Below are 16210 nucleotides of genomic sequence, written 5' to 3' on the forward strand. Positions count from 1 at the left end.
ACGCCGGCCCGCGGTTCTAGGACTCGTCGAGCCTCTCGACGTCGTCGGCCTTCTTGGGCACATGCGGAATCGACTCCGTCGTCGGCGGGACCACGGGGGTGAGCACCGAGGCGTAGGCGTGTTCGCTGGAGTACTTGAGGAACGCCAGGTGCGCCTCGTACCGGTCGAGGACATCGTTGATGACCTGTTGCTGGGTCAAACCCATGAGGTCGTAGCCCTCGCTGCCGGTCTGGGTGAACACCTCGAGCCGATAGTACGTGTCGATCTCGCGGGGCATGCTGCGGCCGCCGAATGTCGGCACGGGGGCCTCGACCGCGGCCACCTGGTAATGGAAGTTGCGGTGGTCCTCCATGTTCACCACGAGGGTGTGCTCGTCGATGCCGGTCTTCGGGTTCGGCGTCGTCGTCATCTCCGCCTCGTAGCCGAGTTCGGTGAATTCCTTGGCGACGTCCTGCAGCGCCGGCTGCACGACCCGCTCGGCGAACTGTGCCACGGCCTTGTTCGACGGGTAGGACCGCAGCCGCGCCAGGCGTTGCCGCCAGGTCTTCTCCGGTATCTGCCCGCCATGGGCGGCAGCAGTGCGCCGTCGCAGCACCTGCCCCTCGCGCTCGGCCCGTTCCATCCTGAGCACCTTCGAGAAGGAGGCCATTACCAGATACGCGATGACGGTCACCGGCAACGCGAAGATCAGGGTGGCGTATTCCATGGTCGTGACACCGCCGGCCACCAGCATGGCCACCGTGAGGAACGCCGTGACCAGGGCCCAGAAGATGCGCAGCCACTTGGCCCCGTCCATCGCCGGATCGGGAATCATGGAGGAGAAGTTCGACATCACCATGGCACCGGAATTGGCACTGGTGAGGTAGAACAGCAGGCCCGAGAGGGTGGCCAGACCGATCAGGAACGGCGCGCCCGGGAACATTTCCAGCAACGCGTACCACCCGTGCTCGGGGCTGTTGATGGCCTCCTGCGCGAATTCGGTGTTCCCGGCGAGCACCTCGCTCATGGCGCTGTTGCCGAAAATCGAGACGATGAAGAAGTCGCAGAGGACCGGAGCGGTGATGGCCGCGATGACGAATTCCCGCAGGGTCCGGCCGCGCGAGATCCGCGCCAGGAAAAGGCCGACGAACGGGCCCCAGGCCAGCCAGAAGGCCCAGAAGAAGAGGGTCCAGCCGGCCATCCACGCCGAACCGTCCTCCTCGTAGGCCAGGGTCTGCAGGGTGCGCTCCGGCAGCGAGAAGATGAAGCGGCCGATGTTCTCGACCATCGCGTTCAGCAGGAACGAGGTCTTGCCCGTGACCAGGATGTAGAGCATCATCGCTCCGGCCGCCCACAGGTTCAGTTCGGAAATCCACCGGATCCCCTTGTCCACGCCGGAAGTACAGGCCGCTACAGTCATGACGACGGCGACGAGCACGAGGGCAATCTGCAGGGCCAGCCCCTCCGGCAGGCCGAACAACCAGCTAAAGCCGACGTTGAGCAGCACGACGCCGATGCCCATCGAGGTGGCTACGCCGAAGACAGTGCCTACCAAGGCGAAAATGTCGATAACGTCGCCGGTCGCACCGCGCACCCGCTTACCCAGCAGCGGGTAGAGCGCGGCCCTGATGGACAGCGGCATGCCCCACCGGTAGGCGAAATATCCCATCGCCATGCCGAGAAGGGCATACATCGACCAGCCGGCCACGCCGTAGTGGAACATCGTCCAGACGACGGCGTCCTGCGCGGCTTCGGCCGATTCGGGTGCGGCGGTGGGAGGAGAAATGTATTGCGTGATCGGGCCGGTGACGGAGTAGAAGAGCATGTCGATGCCCACGCCGGCGGCGAAGAGCATGGCGACCCAGGTGAACAGGTTGTACTGGGGGCGTGAATGGTCGGGGCCGAGCCGGACGCTGCCTTCCTTGGAGAGGGCCACCCACAGGACGAAAAGAATGACCAGGGTGACGGTCAGGACGTAGAACCAGCCCAGATTGGTGGCGATCCAGCCGACCATGGTGTGCATCGTGCCGGCCGCGTTGCCCGGGGCGATGATGGCCCAGATGGAGAAGGCCAGGACGATCGCCGACGAGATGATGAAGACCCGCCAGTTGACCCGGGGGCCGCGGTTCTCGGTGAGTTCGGCCGGCCCCTTGCTCAGTTCCGTGCTGGATATGGGCGGGCGCTTGCCCTCGGAATCCGCGTCAGCGGATTTACGCCGTTCCGCCACGCCGAAGCGACTGCGTTCGACGAGTGGTTTCAACGCCTCATTGTTCGAGATGCCGTCGTCTTCGGCGTTAGCCATCGGATTCTCCTTCTCTCGCGGGCGGCGCCTGTCGCTCTCGTCAGCGGCACGTCGCCCAAAAAACCGTGGCGGTGAACAGCGTAGACCTCCCAAGCCTGTCCGTGCCCACCTGTGGGGGAGCAATTTTTTCCGGTCCCCCGACTCCGTCTCCCCACCCCGGCCTGGACGCCGCTTCCCGGGAAAACCCGCGGCGTGGCTCCGCCAATGCGGTGCTCCTGGCGCCGGCGGCCAGCGCTGCTGCCCGTGTTGCCCTCGGCCCGCAAGTCGGGCGCTGTCCGGCTGTTCCGGGATGCGCCCCAGCGGGGGGAGTATGCCAAAAAAGTGGGACCCCGGCCTGAAACAGGCAAGGGTCCCACTAGTAGTTGCGGGGGTAGGATTTGAACCTACGACCTCCGGGTTATGAGCCCGGCGAGCTGCCGAACTGCTCCACCCTGCGGCGTTTCTGACTGTAGACCCCCCAGTTTCCAAACGACAAATTTGGTGAGGGGCGTCACCGCATGTGCCAGGAAAGCCTGTCATTCAAGCACGACGGCGAACGGCATCATCTGGGGAGCCATGGGCGCTGCCCGTGACGCCTTCGAGCCGTGACGCCTTCGAGGTCGCCCTGAAGTACTCGCAGGAGCGTCTGCAATTCGACAAGCCGCTTGCCGCTACCAGCTGACTCAGCAGAAGCTGGTGGACATGGCCTTGGAGATCAATAAGGGATTCCTGCTGGCCCTGCACATTGGCCGTAAGAAGGATGCCGGCATCTTGGATTTCCATCAGATCTCGGTGGGCAAGTGAACAACTGCCGCGAGGCGATCGCGGTCTGCCGGGAAGCGCGCACCATCCTGGGTGGCAATTGTATTACCTTGGACTATTTACCGCTGCGCCACGCCAACAATCTCGAATCGGTGCGCACCTATGAGGGTGCCGACGAGGTCCATGCCCTGATCCTGGGCAACAAGCTCACGGGCATCCCGGCCTTCCGTTAAGGACATCTGATGGATGGGCTTCGTGAAGGCTGAACTGGGTTCCGTAAGGCGGACTGGCTAAGTAAGAACTAGGCCGCGAGGGCCTGAGCACGGTATTGCACCGCACGCAGGCCATCGAGCTTTATGGAGGTTCTTTCGGTGGTGTTCCAGGCGGATGTATTCGTGGTGACGCCCCCTATGCATCGGTGCTGAGGAATCGGACGCGGTGGAAGAGCTCTTCCTTGAGGCGTGCCCGAAGCCTGGGTTGGAATGCACGAGCGGCTTCTAGGAATACTGTGCTGCTCACCCGGAGGTAGCTATGTCGCCCTGACTGAAGACTTCCGTCGCGCTCGGCACCAAGCCGGCGAGGGAACGTCCCGCTACTGTTAGCACGGGTGCGTGCATTTGCCCTGTCACTGCAGCGCCGGGAAGCGTCGCGGACCTGATGCACCAAGGCAGGTGCTGAAGTGTTGGAGCGAGCACTGTGAGACCGCGGTATTGCTGGCTGGTCATTTCGGAGTTGGGGGTACTCGGCACCCACTAGGACCTGACATGGTCTGCTGGTTCGAGTAGCCGGGACACGGTGTAGCCGATGACCAGGCCCCAAAAGGCCGCGTGGATGTTGAAGAGACTCAGGCCGGAGATGGTCACGACGAACGTCACCAGAGATCCCAAAGTGAAGGTGGTGGCGAAGGCGGCCACGAAGGCCTGCTGGAGTGCCCGCAGCATGGCGAGGCCGCCCAGGGCGAGGACAAATTCCTTGGGAGTTGCGAGCATCAGCCTGGTGAGGGTGGGAGCCAGGGCGGCGCAGGCCAAGGCAAGAACACCGTACGTAACGGCGGCCGTGTACTGGCGCTCCCTGGTTCCCGAAGAAGTCAATAACGCGTTGGTGGGCCCGGTCACGCACGCCGATACCGCACCGAATGCGGCATTGAGCACGGAGAAAGCGCCGGAGGCAATAGCAAAAACGTTGACGGGCGGCTGGTGATTGGCAGTGCGGAGAACGGCAATGCCCTGGCCATTCTGAACGAACAGCACTGTGAGCGCCAGGGGAGCAACCAGCTCGAGCTGGGCTGCCCAAGTGAACTCGGGAGGGGTGAAAATCGGGGCGGCCAGGAGCGGCCCGGCTTCTCCGGGGGTGAACTGGCCACTTGCCGCCACAGCCAGGCACCCTGCGACAAGGGTGCCGAGTACCGGCGGAAGGAACCTTCCTAGGGCGGGTACGGCGGTGAGGAGCAAGAATGCCACCACCATCGGTCCGGCTATTGCGGGATTCGCTTGGGTCGAAGCAACGATGTCTGTGCCGAACCTCAGGAACACGGCGGCAACCATCGCCATGACGATCTGCATCGGGGCCGCAGCCATGATCCTGCGAACCACGCCAGTGGTGCCCAGCGCGAGGATAAGCACACCTGAGGTGAAAAACGCCCCAACCACCTCCGCAAAGGACAGGTGCTGAAGTGACGGGCCTAGGAGCACCGTGCCGGGGATGGACCAGGCGAAACCCAAGGGCTGGCGGTAGAGGAGTGACATGATTAGGGTCGCTGCGCCGCCGGAGAAAAGGATGCCAAACACCCAGGATGCGAGTTGCCCCTGGGTGAGTCCCCCCGCGGCGCCGACGGCCAGGGTGACCGCGATGGGCCCGGAGGCTGTGAAGATGAGCCCGATTAGCCCGTTAACGGCGTAGGGCACGCACACGTCGCGGAGGACCTGGCGAGGCCCTGCCGGGCGGAACTCCGGACGTTCCAGCAGAGGCTGGGGCGCCGGCGCCGCAGCGTGTGCCACATACGTCGTTAAGGGCGGGTTACGGCGGAATCGGGGCATTCTGGCTCCTGGCGGCATGGGCAAAAAAGACAGGCGCCCCAGAGTTTTGCATCCCCAGAGCGCCTTCGGTGCAGGGGCCATGGCCCCTGCACCGGTAATGAGCGGTGCTTGTTACTTGGTCTGGCCTTCCTTGGCGAGGACGTAGTCATAGACGACTTCCTCGCCAGTGCCGCCGTCCGTACGCGGCTGGGGGTCGAGCATCAGCTCAGGCTTGACTGCCGAAGCGATGTCGTCGGCATTGTGGGGGTCCCCGGGGAAGTACAGCTGCTGGGTGACAGACTGGAAGCCGGGCGCCGAAACCTTAATGTGGATGTGGGCTGGGCGCCATGCGTGCCAGCCTGCTGCACTGATCAGCTGACCGCAGGCCCCGTCCGTAGGGATTTGGTAAGGCGCAGGGCGCATCGTGTTGATTTCGAAGCGGCCATCGTCATCTGCCTTGACCGTGGCGCGGAAAAGCCACTCAGGCAGGCCCGGGGCGTACTGGGAGTAGAACCCGGCCGCGTCAGCGTGCCAGATCTCCACCTGCGCATTCCGGATGGGGTTGCCGTCCGTGTCTGTGAAGCGGCCGCTGAAGCGTAACGGGGTGCCCTCCTCATCGTCGCGCATCTGGACGGTGGCCGGAGATTCGAGTTCCGGGGAGCCGGGCACGTAGTAGGGGCCTTCGATGGTGCCCACGGTGCCGGGACGGTCCTGTGAATTGACGTCCTCCACAGTGTGCTCGAGCCACACGTCGAGGAACAGGGGCCACTCCCCGTCCGTGCCCACCTTGATCAGCCAAGCTTTGAGCGCGTTGTACTCCTCATAGGTGACCTGGTGCTCGATGACGATGTCGTTGGCGGCCCTGATCAGCGCCCCCGCCAGGAGGCTCACTCTTTCCTTCGGCACCTCCAGCTGCGCGAGCTTGCCTGAGGTGGCGAAGCGCTCGGTCGCCTTTGAGCCGGCCTCAACGGCAGTTCCCTCGTTCTCATTACGGGTATCCGCTTGGGTCTCAGTCATGGTGGTATTCACCTTCCTCATCAGATAGGGGACAGGAAGGGTTCCTGCACCCGCCGCGTAGCGCAGGCGGAGCATGCACCTGCGGCGACGCGGCATCACGTGACGTCTGTCTCATCGTAGGCTTGGCATAAGGACGCTACAAATATTGATTTGGGTAGTTTTTTGTCATTATCGATACATAAATGCACCCTTGGTCGACCCTAGGTGTTTGCCTGATGTGAGGACAGTCACGAGCCGCAAGAATTGGCTGACAACGTCCGCCGCAGGCGCCTCAGCCTCGCCCCGGATCTCCGCCCATCCGTCCAGCACTCTCCAATGGAGGAGCACGCCATGACCGAGAACCTGACCCATGTCCGCGAGGTCCTTGCCGACGCTGTAATCGACGACCGTGAGAACGGCGTCATCCGGGCCAAGCGCGAAATCTTCACTGACCAGGACATTTTTGAACTGGAAATGAAACACATCTTCGAGGGGAACTGGGTTTACCTTGCCCACGAGTCCCAGATTCCCAACGTGGGGGACTACTTCACCACCTACATCGGTCGCACTCCCGTGGTGATTACCCGTGACAAGGACGAAAACCTCAACTGCATCGTTAACGCCTGTTCGCACCGCGGTGCGATGCTGTGCCGCCGCAAGACGGACAACCGCACCACGTTTACCTGCCCGTTCCACGGCTGGACGTTTAAGAACTCCGGGGAGTTGCTGAAGGTAAAAGACTCGCGCAATGCCGGCTACCCGGAGACCTTCAATAAAGAAGGCTCCCACGATCTCACCAAAGTCGCCCGCTTCGAGTCCTACCGCGGCTTCCTCTTCGGCTCCTTGAAAGCTGACGTCCTCCCGCTCGAAGAGCACTTGGGCGACGCCACCAAAGTAATCGACTCCATCGTGGACCAGTCCCCGGAGGGCCTGGAGGTGCTGCGCGGGTCGTCCACCTACACCTATGACGGCAACTGGAAGGTGCAGGCGGAGAACGGGGCCGACGGTTACCACGTCACAGCCGTGCACTGGAACTACGCTGCCACCACCGCCCGCCGCAGCGCCGGCGACTCCGCCAACAAGACCAAGGCCATGGACGCCGGCAAATGGGGCAAGGTCAAGGGCGGTTTCTATTCCTACGACCACGGCCACCTGCTGCTCTGGCAGGAATGGACCAACCCGGAGGATCGCCCGCTCTGGGACCGTCGCGACGAGCTGTGCGCGAAGTACGGCGAGGAGATGGCCAACTTCATGATCAACATCTCCCGGAACCTCTGCCTGTACCCGAATGTTTACATCATGGACCAGTTCTCCTCGCAGATCCGCCACTTCCGCCCCATCTCGGCGGACCAGACCGAGGTAACGATCTACTGCATAGCCCCCAAGGGCGAATCCCAAGAGAACCGGTCCAAGCGCATCCGCCAGTACGAGGACTTCTTCAACGCCACCGGCATGGCCACTCCCGACGACCTTGAGGAATTCAGGTCCTGCAACAAGACCTACTGGGCCACTGCAGCACCTTGGAACGACATGACCCGTGGCTCCACCCATGAGATCGCCGGCCCCGACGAACAGGCGCGGGCGCTGGGCATGTCCAGGGTGATCGCCTCCGGCGTGCGCACAGAGGATGAAGGACTGTACCCGATCCAGCACGGGTACTGGAAGGAAGTCATGGACCGGGCCCTGAAAGAGGAGGAGCGCTCCGCCCTGGACGCAGTTCCCGTCACCGCCTGACCAGCCCACGTGGAGCCAGAAAGAGTGGATAACACTATGACCAACCCGACCCAAACCGCCACGGCACTCAAGACCGCCGAGGAGATTGCCACGCTCGAAACCGTCCGGGCCTTCCTGTACAAGGAAGCACGCCTGCTGGATGACCGCCAGTTCGACGAGTGGCTCGAGTGCTACCACCCGGACTCCGAATTCTGGATGCCTGCGTGGGACGTCGACGACCGGCTCACCCAGGATCCGCAGAACGAAATCTCCCTTATCTATTACGACAACCGCGGCGGTATCGAGGACCGCGTGTTCCGGATCAAGACGGACCGGTCCTCTGCCACCTCACTGCCGGAGCCGCGCACCGGCCACAACATCACTGATATCGAAATCCTGGAGCACGACCGCGGCCGGGTGCAGGTGCGCTTCAACTGGTTCACCCTGTACTTCCGCTACAACACAACGGATACGTACTTCGGAACCAGCTACTACACGATCGATCTCTGTGCCGAGGAGCCAGTGATTCTGAAGAAGAAGGTCGTCCTGAAGAACGACTACATCCACCACGTGGTGGATGTCTACATGATCTGAGGGCCGCGCCGGTGCCGGTACCGGCCGGGCGCCGGCCCCGACCGGTTCGCAAGCTGTGCCCAACGTTCACACAACAACTTTCCCGGGTAGCGACGACGCGCCCGCTCAGACAGGAGGAATCATGGGCCACGAGGTAGCCCTCAGCTTCGAGGACGGCGTAACCAAAGTCATTAAGGTCGGCGACTACGAAACAGTCATGGACGCCGCGTACAAGGCACGCATCAACATCCCGTCAGATTGCCGTGACGGTGCCTGTGGCACCTGCAAGGCATTCTGCGATTCCGGCTCCTTCGACCCGGGGGACTACATTGACGACGCGATGACCGAAGAGGAGCTCGAAAAGGGCTATCTGCTTACATGCCAGGCTGTGCCGGAGTCAGACCTGGCCATCCAGATCCCCGCCACGTCGGAATCCGCGAAAACGGCCGCCACCACCTTCACCTCAACCATAAAGGAACTCAACAAGCACTCGGACAGCACAGTGTCCTTCACCCTCGAGGTGCAGAACCGGGACGCGCTGGCCTTTCTTCCGGGCCAGTACGTCAACCTCAAGGTCCCTGGAACTGACGCCGAGCGCTCCTATTCCTTCAGCAGCGGCCCCGAGGTGCAGGACGCGTCCTTCATGGTGCGGGTGACTCCGCAGGGCGCAATGTCGGAGTACCTACGCGACAGGGCGGCAGTGGGCGACACCATCGAATTCACGGGCACTTACGGCTCATTCTTCCTGCGTGAGCCTAAGCGCCCCCTGCTGCTCCTGGCAGGCGGCACGGGCCTGGCCCCGCTGCTGTCAATGCTCGAGAAGCTCTCCAGCAATCCGCCTGCCACCCCGGTCCATCTCATCTACGGCCTAACCCGAGAGGCAGATATCGTCGGCTTGGACTGGCTGCGGGAGTACGAGGCGAAGCTACCGGGATTCACTTGGGATTACATTGCCTCCGAACCTGGCACCTCCGCCCCCCACACGGGCTATGTCACCCAGATTATCGAGCCCGCCCACCTCAATGAGGGCGATGTAGACATCTACCTGTGCGGCCCGCCCCCCATGGTCAATGCTGTCTCTAAGTGGCTGGACGCCGAAGGCATCCAGCCTGCCAACTTCTACTTCGAGCGGTTCGCCCCGAAGGAGACCACCGGTGGCGATGCCGAGACGGGCGCACCAGCACCCGCCGAGAAGATCGAGACCGAGGGCGACACGATGAGCCGCGGCGAGGCCGTCTCTTCCCTGGAGACCGGCCGTGTGAATTTCCGCAAGGAGGACAGTTTCGCCCAGCTGGATGCCCGCATGGGTTTGGAGCTTGCAGTAAGCGAGCTGATGCTGGGCCGGCTCAGCGAGGAGCAGCTGCGCCAGTTCCGGCGGCTCGCCGAGGCCACAACACGCTCAATCGATGCAGGGGCCATCAAGGAACCGGAGGAGTTCGCGCGCACCAACGAGGAGTTCCACGAATACCTCTTCATGATCTGCGATAACCCCATGCTGCTCGAGTCCTACCGCCGGCTCGACGTCCACGCCCAGATGGCCGCGGCGCTAGAAGAAGGATCCCGGATTTTCAACCGGGTCACCCAGGACCACCTTGACATCGTCGACGCCTTCGAGCGCCAGGACAGGGCGCGCCTGCGTGAGGTCATCACCGACCATGCACGTGACGCGAAGGAGACCATGGCCGGTGCGATCGACGCAAAGGCTGCCCGCTAATGGCAGCGCCATATGCGGGACAATTCCTTACCCCGGGCCGGTACTCCGGCAAGGTAGCCGTAGTGACAGGAGCCGCGCAAGGCATCGGCCAGAAGGTTGCCCAGCGCATCGGTGCCGAGGGCGGAGCTGTCGTCCTTGTGGACCGGGCCGAGCTCGTCCACGAGGTGGCAAGCGGTATCGATGAGGCCGCACAGGCTGCCGGTTCCGGAGGCTCGGCCACGTCCGTGACCGCTGACCTTGAGACCTTCGCGGGAGCGTGGCAGGCCGTGGAGGCGGCGGTAGCCGCCCACGGGCGGGTAGACGTGCTGGTAAACAACGTCGGTGGCACCATTTGGGCCCGCCCATACGAAGAATACGACGCAGACAAGATTGAGAAGGAAATCCGCCGCTCGCTCTTTCCCACCCTTTGGAGCTGCCGGGCCGTGCTGCCAATAATGTTGGAGCAGGGATCGGGCACGATCGTCAACGTTTCCTCGGTGGCTACCCGCGGGCTGCACCGCGTGCCGTACGCGGCGGCGAAGGGCGGCGTCAATGCGTTGACCCAAGCGTTGGCGATGGAAGTTGCCGGGCGCGGCATCCGAGTGGTCGCGACCGCCCCGGGCGGTACCGAGGCGCCTCCCCGCCAGGTCAAGCGAGGGCCGGACGCCGAAACCGAGGTGGAAAAGGCTTGGTACCAGGTGATCGTCGACCAGACCGTGCAGTCCTCCTTCATGAAGCGCTATGGCACCCTGGACGAACAGGCGGCGCCCATTGTCTTCCTCGCATCAGATGAAGCGTCATACCTGACCGGGAGCATCCTGCCGGTCGCCGGCGGGGACTTGGGATAAGACACTCTTGAATCCCCGCTTCAAGGGCCAGACGGCCCCCTCCGGTAGACTTGCCGGCATGACTGCCGGGTCCATCCAAGGCGAAATAACGGAGGACTCGCCGCTGGTGGGTCGGGCCCGGGTCTTCGAGGAACTCCTCGAAATCCTCCGCGCAGTGCGCAAAGGCAACGTCGGCACAGTGGTGCTCACAGGCCCATCAGGGTCCGGAAAGACCGCCGTGCTGAATTCCTTCGTGGAACACTGCCATACTGTGGCGCGTGGAATCCGGGTGCTGTCCGTTATGGGGGATGAATGGGAGGCACAGTTTGCCCTCGCCGGTTACTCCCAGCTCATGCTCACTTCGCCGCTGCGTTCGGCGAAGGGTTACGACAGCGGCCCGGCCTTGCCTGCGGCGCCCGTCGCAGCTCTCACCACCGGCCAAATGGTCAACTACGCCTTGACTCTCAGCACACACCTCGAAGGGCTGCAGTCCCACGGGAGCGTGGTTGTCGCCGTCGATGACGTCCACAAACTGGATGTGGAGAGCCTGCGCATCCTCACCTTCGTCATGCGACGGCTGCACGGCAAACGAATCCTGTTCCTGCTGACACTCAACCCTGCCGACGCTCAGCGCATCCCCGCTGGCGTGCTCGATTTCCTCACCGGCCACCAAGTGGTGCGCATCCCTTTGGAGCCGCTTTCCCCGCAGCAGGTCCAGGAAGTCGCCCGGCGCTTGCTCGGTATAGACCTCAGCGTGACGGCAGCCCACGGTCTGGTCCAGCACACCAAAGGCCTGCCGGAACCAATCGTGGAACTGCTGCGCGAGCTGCCGGCAGAAACCTGGCTGTCGTGGTTTCCATCCCTGCCGCCGACGTCCCGGGTGCGAGCCAGGGTGCGCAGCATCCTGAATGCGGCGTCCCCCGGGCTCGTATCCGTCGCGGAGGCCGCGTCCGTGCTCGGGCGAAGCGCCGGCCTGGCCGAGGTATCCCAGGTCAGCGGGGTTGCGCCCGTCATGGAAGTCCTCGACGAGGGCCACCGCGCCGGGCTGCTGGAGCTGTCCGTTGACCAGGCGCGTTCCGCCATAGTATTCGTTCAACCCGGCTCGGCAGAAGCAATTTACGAACAAATTGTTCCCAGCCGGCGTATTGCGCTTCATCAGCTGGCTGCCGAAGCCGTCGAACTAGAGGGCGAACGGTTGGGCCACCGGGTCTCGGCGACCCCCGTCGCAGATGAGTCCATGGCCGTGGAGCTGGAGGACTTCGCGCGCCGCCAAGCCACGGTGGGGGCTTGGCAGGACGTCTCAACGGCGCTGTTCTCCGCATCCCGGCTCTCACTGGATATCCGTTCCCGCAACGACCGGCTCCTCAGGGCTGTGGATGCCCTCGTTGGCTCCGGCAATGTCGCCCAGGCGCAGATGTGGGCCGCCGCCGTGGATGCTTTGCCATCCTCGCCGCTCCGCTCCTCCGTGCTGGGATACCTGTCCACGGTGTCTGGCCAAAATGACAGTGCACAGACCCAGCTGGAAATGGCCTGGCGCACCAGCAACCCTCAACGTGAACCCGCCGCCGCGGCGCAGGTGGCACAACGTCTCGTCCTCCACGGGGTAGCGTCCTGGGATGGCCCGCTGATCACCGGCTGGGCCGAGCGCGCCATGGCGCTCACGCAGCCGGGAACCCCTGCCCACATAGAGTCAGAAGCCATCTACGGCCTGGGCCTGTATGCCCGGGGTCGGATCGGAGAGGCGGAGGCCTCCTACCAGCGGGCTTTTGCACATGCTGCCGAGAACGCCCAGAAGCAGCGGGTTCAAATGGGGGCAGGCTGGTTGGCGTTGCGCCTCGACAATGTTGAGTCGGCACTGGTGAATTTCGAGTCCGCCGCCCCCACCGAGTACCGCGGCGGATCGCTGCGGATTTCCCTGTGGGCTGAGGCATGGCTGGCCCGCACGCACCTCGTGCTAGGGAACTGGGATGCGGCCGCCGCCACAGTAGCGCGCGCAAGCGTGCGCCTTGAAACATCGCGGATGCCGCTGATACGACCCCTGCTCTACTGGACCGCCGCTGAGCTCTGGTCCATGCGGGGCGACTGGGACCGGGCGCGATACTACGTCTCGCAGGCGGCGGTTCAGCCGGGGACGTACCGCGCCATGCAGGTTCCGGCAAGCCTGGCCCGGGCCCGCTTCCACGAGGCGAGGGCGGATTATGAAAGCGCTTTGGCCGTTCTGCAGCCGCTAACGGAGCTGGACCCGTGGACGGAGAACCGCGTGTCTTTCTGGCCGTGGCAGGATACGTACGTCAACGCCCTCGTCATGACTGACCAGCTCGACGCCGCAGAATCCTTCCTTACGGCTTTCGAGGGCGTGCAGCGCGAGCGGGAAGTTCCCTCTGACCTGGCAAGGATGGAGTGGGCGAGGGGGCGGCTGCTGGCCGCACAGGGGGACCCCGACGCGGCCAGGGAACACTTTGAGGCGGCCCTGAGACACATCCGCGGGCTGAACCGGCCGTATCTGCGGGCGCGGATAAGTTTTGCCTTCGGGCAGAGCATGCGCCGGGCCGGCAAACGGCGCCTGGCCTCCTCCGTGCTGCGTGCGGCCCGGGATCTTTACGACTCCCTTGGGGCGGCAACCTATGTGGAACGCTGCGACCGGGAGCTCAAGGCGACCGGTCTGGACGTCGGGAACCTGCCCGACCCGGCCGACCCCGTGCTCAGTGCCGTCAGCGATCACCACGTCCAGCTCACTGCCCAAGAGCACGCGGTGGCTGAACTGGTAGCGGCCGGGGCCACCAATAAGGAGGCAGCCCGTGCCCTGTTCCTCGCGGAGAAGACGGTGCAGTACCACCTGACGCGGCTCTACCGGAAAATGGGCATCCGTTCCCGCAGCGAACTCGCCGCCGGGTTCCGGACAAGGACTGACCCGGAAACCCGGCCTGCGGTGATGCCTACTCGGGTGCCTACTTGACGTCTGAGGGGTGCTTGGCGAGCGGCACTACCGAAATGTCCATGTAGGGAAACAGGGGCAGGTTCTGCAGGATCTCATGGAGTTCGTCGTTGGAATCGACGTCGAAGATGGAGTAGTTGGCATATTCGCCCACCACGCGCCAGATTTCCGGCCATTTGCCCGAGTGCTGCAGTTGCTGGGAGTACGCCTTTTCCTTGGCCTTAATCTCGGCGGCTTCAGGGGCAGGCAGGTCGGCGGGCAGTGTTACGTCCATGTGGACCAGGTACTTCACGGGTTCCTCTCTGTGGAAGGGGGCTATCGATCGGTGCGGTAAAGCGCAAGCTTGTCCTCGTCAATGGCGGTACCCACCCCGGGGCCCTCGGGGACATGGATGCGCCCGCCAGTAATGGTCAAGGGCTCGGCCAGCAGGTCATCTTCAATGTCCAGGTAGTTTGACAGCTCCGCGGCCCGTTTGGCCGTATGCGCGAATGCGGCGCCGAAGACCACCGAGGCGACCGTACCGACCTGGGTATCAATTTGATTGCCAATGTAGACGTCGACGCCCATGCCCTCGGCCATCCCAACAATTTTGGCGGCTTCAGTAAAACCCGAACGGGCCGTCTTTACCGCCAGCAGGTTTGCCCCGCCGGTAAGGATTTCCCGGGCGGCCTCGCCGAGGTTGGGGGCAGATTCATCAGCGGCTATGGGTATGGGGGAGTTCGTCACGAGGCGGCGCCGGCCCAGGACTTCGCGGGCGTCGTCCGGTTCCTCAAGGAACTGAAAACCCAGGTTCGCCGTGCGGCGCAGTACCTCGGCCGCCTCGTTGGCTGACCAGCCGCGGTTGGCGTCCATGTACAGCTCCGCGTCCTCACCAAGGCCTTCGCGCAAAACCCGTGCGGCCTCGATATCGAGGTGAAGCGGACGTCGGCCGGTCTTAAGCTTGAACGTGTTGATCCCGTGCATCTCTCGGAACTGCAGGGCCAGCGCCAGCAATTCCTGTGCAGGCTTGAAACCGAGCATGTGGGAAACCCGCAATGAGTCGGTGTATCCGCCCAGCAGTTTCGTCACCGGCTGCCCGAGGGTCTTGCCAATAACGTCCCACAGCGCGATGTCTACCGCGCCCTTGGCCGTCTGGTTGTGTATCGTCCGGTAAAGGATCTCCTGGATTTTCTCCCGGTCAAAGATGTCGACGCCGATCAGCTGCGGGGCGAAAACATCCTGCACCACCGCAACGATGGACTTCTGCGTCTCACCGTAGGTGTAGGGCCGCGGTGGCGTGTCGGCGGTCCCCACCACCCCGTCGTCCGTGCGAAGCCTGACGAGGACATGGTCTGCGTCATGAACGGAACCGGACGCGAAATGCAGCGGATGGCGATAGGGGATCGAGTATGGAATCGCATCAATGGCTGCGATCTTCATGAAGAGGAAAGCCTTTCATCAGTGGGAAACGACACCGGGTCGGGCAATGCAGCGGCCGTCGACGGTCCCGCAGTAGCGGCCACCACGACGTCCAGAAAGTTGTTTAACAGTGCTGAGCGGTGCCCGCGCATCCAAGCGACAGCGAGCTCCACGGGCGGGGCGTTTTCGATCTCCCGGTAAGTAACCCCATCGAGCTGGAACGCCCGCACCCTGGACGGCATGATCGCTACACCGCCCCCGGCAGCCACGAATGCCAGCATCGTGGAGGTCTCGCCTACAACTTGGGTGATCCGTGGCTGGAAGCCTGCCTGGCGGCACAGGTCTGACGTAATGCGGAAGAGCACGGACTCTGGCGCATAGGAGATGAAATCCTGGTCCTGCAGTTCATGCATCGCCACGGTCTTGTCTTCTGCCAGGGCGCTGAACGAAGGCAGGGCAACGACGAGCGAATCCTGGGCTACGACGCGGTAGTCGATCTCCTGGGAAGCAACCGGGGGTCGCAGCAACGCCGCGTCCAGCGTTCCGTCGCGCAAGCCTGCCTCCATAGAAGGCGTGAGCATTTCGCCGTTGAGGGCAAGGGACAAGCCTGGGAGGACCTCATTGGCAAGGCGGGCAATCTGAGGCATGACACCGTAGGTTGCTGACCCCGAGAAGCCCACCCGGAGGACGCCGGTGGCACCCTTGCCTACCTGGTAGACGTCCGCCGTCAGCGTCTCAACGTCATTGACGATCTGTCGTCCGCGGTCAAGCAGGAGCTGTCCCGCTGCCGTGAGGTCCACCCTGCGCGTGGTGCGGTTGAAAAGCCGCACTCCGAGCTGATCTTCCAGCTGGCGGATTTGCTGCGAAAGGGGTGGCTGTGCCATGTGCAGGCGCTTGGCCGCCCGGCCGAAATGCCGCTCCTCGGCAACCGCAATGAAGTAGCTGAGCTGCCGGATTTCCACCGTAGTGCCACCCTTCTGCGTTGACCGTTCCTGCCCGCTGCCCTGAACGAAGATTGATTCATAGAATAGCCATAAA

General features: G+C 63.5%; 11 protein-coding genes, 1 tRNA gene and 1 pseudogene. 6 read left to right on the forward strand and 7 right to left on the reverse strand.

Annotated elements, in window-relative coordinates; all coding sequences use genetic code 11:
- Nucleotides 1-16 precede the first annotated feature (16 nt).
- On the reverse strand, nucleotides 17-2281 hold the full coding sequence (gene betT / locus AC5RVS_RS04215; protein ID WP_494107228.1) for a choline BCCT transporter BetT: 2265 nt from the start codon (nucleotides 2279-2281) through the stop codon (nucleotides 17-19).
- Between the two features lie 362 nt (nucleotides 2282-2643).
- A tRNA-Met gene (locus AC5RVS_RS04220) sits at nucleotides 2644-2717 on the reverse strand.
- Between the two features lie 101 nt (nucleotides 2718-2818).
- Here AC5RVS_RS04220 and AC5RVS_RS04225 point away from each other — a divergent pair.
- Nucleotides 2819-3255: pseudogene (locus AC5RVS_RS04225) on the forward strand (acyl-CoA dehydrogenase family protein); the annotation flags it as partial.
- A 519-nt stretch (nucleotides 3256-3774) separates the two neighbouring features.
- Here AC5RVS_RS04225 and AC5RVS_RS04230 read toward each other — a convergent pair.
- The gene (locus tag AC5RVS_RS04230) at nucleotides 3775-5058 is read right to left on the reverse strand and encodes a benzoate/H(+) symporter BenE family transporter (RefSeq protein WP_494107229.1); all 1284 of its coding nucleotides are present in this window, start codon (nucleotides 5056-5058) and stop codon (nucleotides 3775-3777) included.
- A gap of 111 nt (nucleotides 5059-5169) precedes the next feature.
- The gene (gene catA, locus AC5RVS_RS04235) at nucleotides 5170-6054 is read right to left on the reverse strand and encodes a catechol 1,2-dioxygenase (protein WP_494107230.1); all 885 of its coding nucleotides are present in this window, start codon (nucleotides 6052-6054) and stop codon (nucleotides 5170-5172) included.
- 330 nt (nucleotides 6055-6384) lie between these two features.
- On the opposite strand from catA, the gene benA reads away from it, so the two are divergent.
- From benA to AC5RVS_RS04260, 5 genes are all read left to right on the forward strand, one after another.
- Complete coding sequence (gene benA / locus AC5RVS_RS04240; protein ID WP_494107231.1) at nucleotides 6385-7767, forward strand: benzoate 1,2-dioxygenase large subunit; 1383 nt, start codon at nucleotides 6385-6387, stop codon at nucleotides 7765-7767.
- Between the two features lie 36 nt (nucleotides 7768-7803).
- Nucleotides 7804-8340, forward strand: a complete 537-nt coding sequence (gene benB / locus AC5RVS_RS04245; protein ID WP_494107232.1) for a benzoate 1,2-dioxygenase small subunit — start codon at nucleotides 7804-7806, stop codon at nucleotides 8338-8340.
- 121 nt (nucleotides 8341-8461) lie between these two features.
- The gene (benC, locus tag AC5RVS_RS04250) at nucleotides 8462-10033 is read left to right on the forward strand and encodes a benzoate 1,2-dioxygenase electron transfer component BenC (protein WP_494107233.1); all 1572 of its coding nucleotides are present in this window, start codon (nucleotides 8462-8464) and stop codon (nucleotides 10031-10033) included.
- Nucleotides 10033-10860, forward strand: a complete 828-nt coding sequence (locus AC5RVS_RS04255) for a 1,6-dihydroxycyclohexa-2,4-diene-1-carboxylate dehydrogenase (RefSeq protein ID WP_494107234.1) — start codon at nucleotides 10033-10035, stop codon at nucleotides 10858-10860. The genes benC and AC5RVS_RS04255 overlap by 1 nt, the downstream gene beginning before the upstream one ends.
- 58 nt (nucleotides 10861-10918) lie before the next feature.
- Nucleotides 10919-13795 carry an AAA family ATPase gene (locus tag AC5RVS_RS04260; protein WP_494107235.1) on the forward strand — a complete coding sequence of 959 codons (2877 nt, stop codon included), beginning with the start codon at nucleotides 10919-10921 and terminating at the stop codon, nucleotides 13793-13795.
- Here the strand turns inward: AC5RVS_RS04260 and catC are convergent.
- The 3 genes from catC to AC5RVS_RS04275 are packed head-to-tail and all read right to left on the reverse strand — an operon-like array spanning nucleotide 13788 to nucleotide 16134.
- A complete protein-coding gene (gene catC, locus AC5RVS_RS04265) occupies nucleotides 13788-14066 on the reverse strand; it encodes a muconolactone Delta-isomerase (RefSeq protein ID WP_494107236.1) in 279 nt (92 codons plus the stop codon). The genes AC5RVS_RS04260 and catC overlap by 8 nt on opposite strands.
- A 23-nt stretch (nucleotides 14067-14089) precedes the next feature.
- A complete protein-coding gene (locus AC5RVS_RS04270; protein ID WP_494107237.1) occupies nucleotides 14090-15193 on the reverse strand; it encodes a mandelate racemase/muconate lactonizing enzyme family protein in 1104 nt (367 codons plus the stop codon).
- Nucleotides 15190-16134, reverse strand: a complete 945-nt coding sequence (locus AC5RVS_RS04275; protein WP_494107238.1) for a LysR substrate-binding domain-containing protein — start codon at nucleotides 16132-16134, stop codon at nucleotides 15190-15192. Before AC5RVS_RS04275 ends, AC5RVS_RS04270 begins: the two co-directional genes overlap by 4 nt.
- Nucleotides 16135-16210: the final 76 nt, after the last annotated feature.

This window comes from Arthrobacter sp. Y3221048, assembly GCF_059092685.1.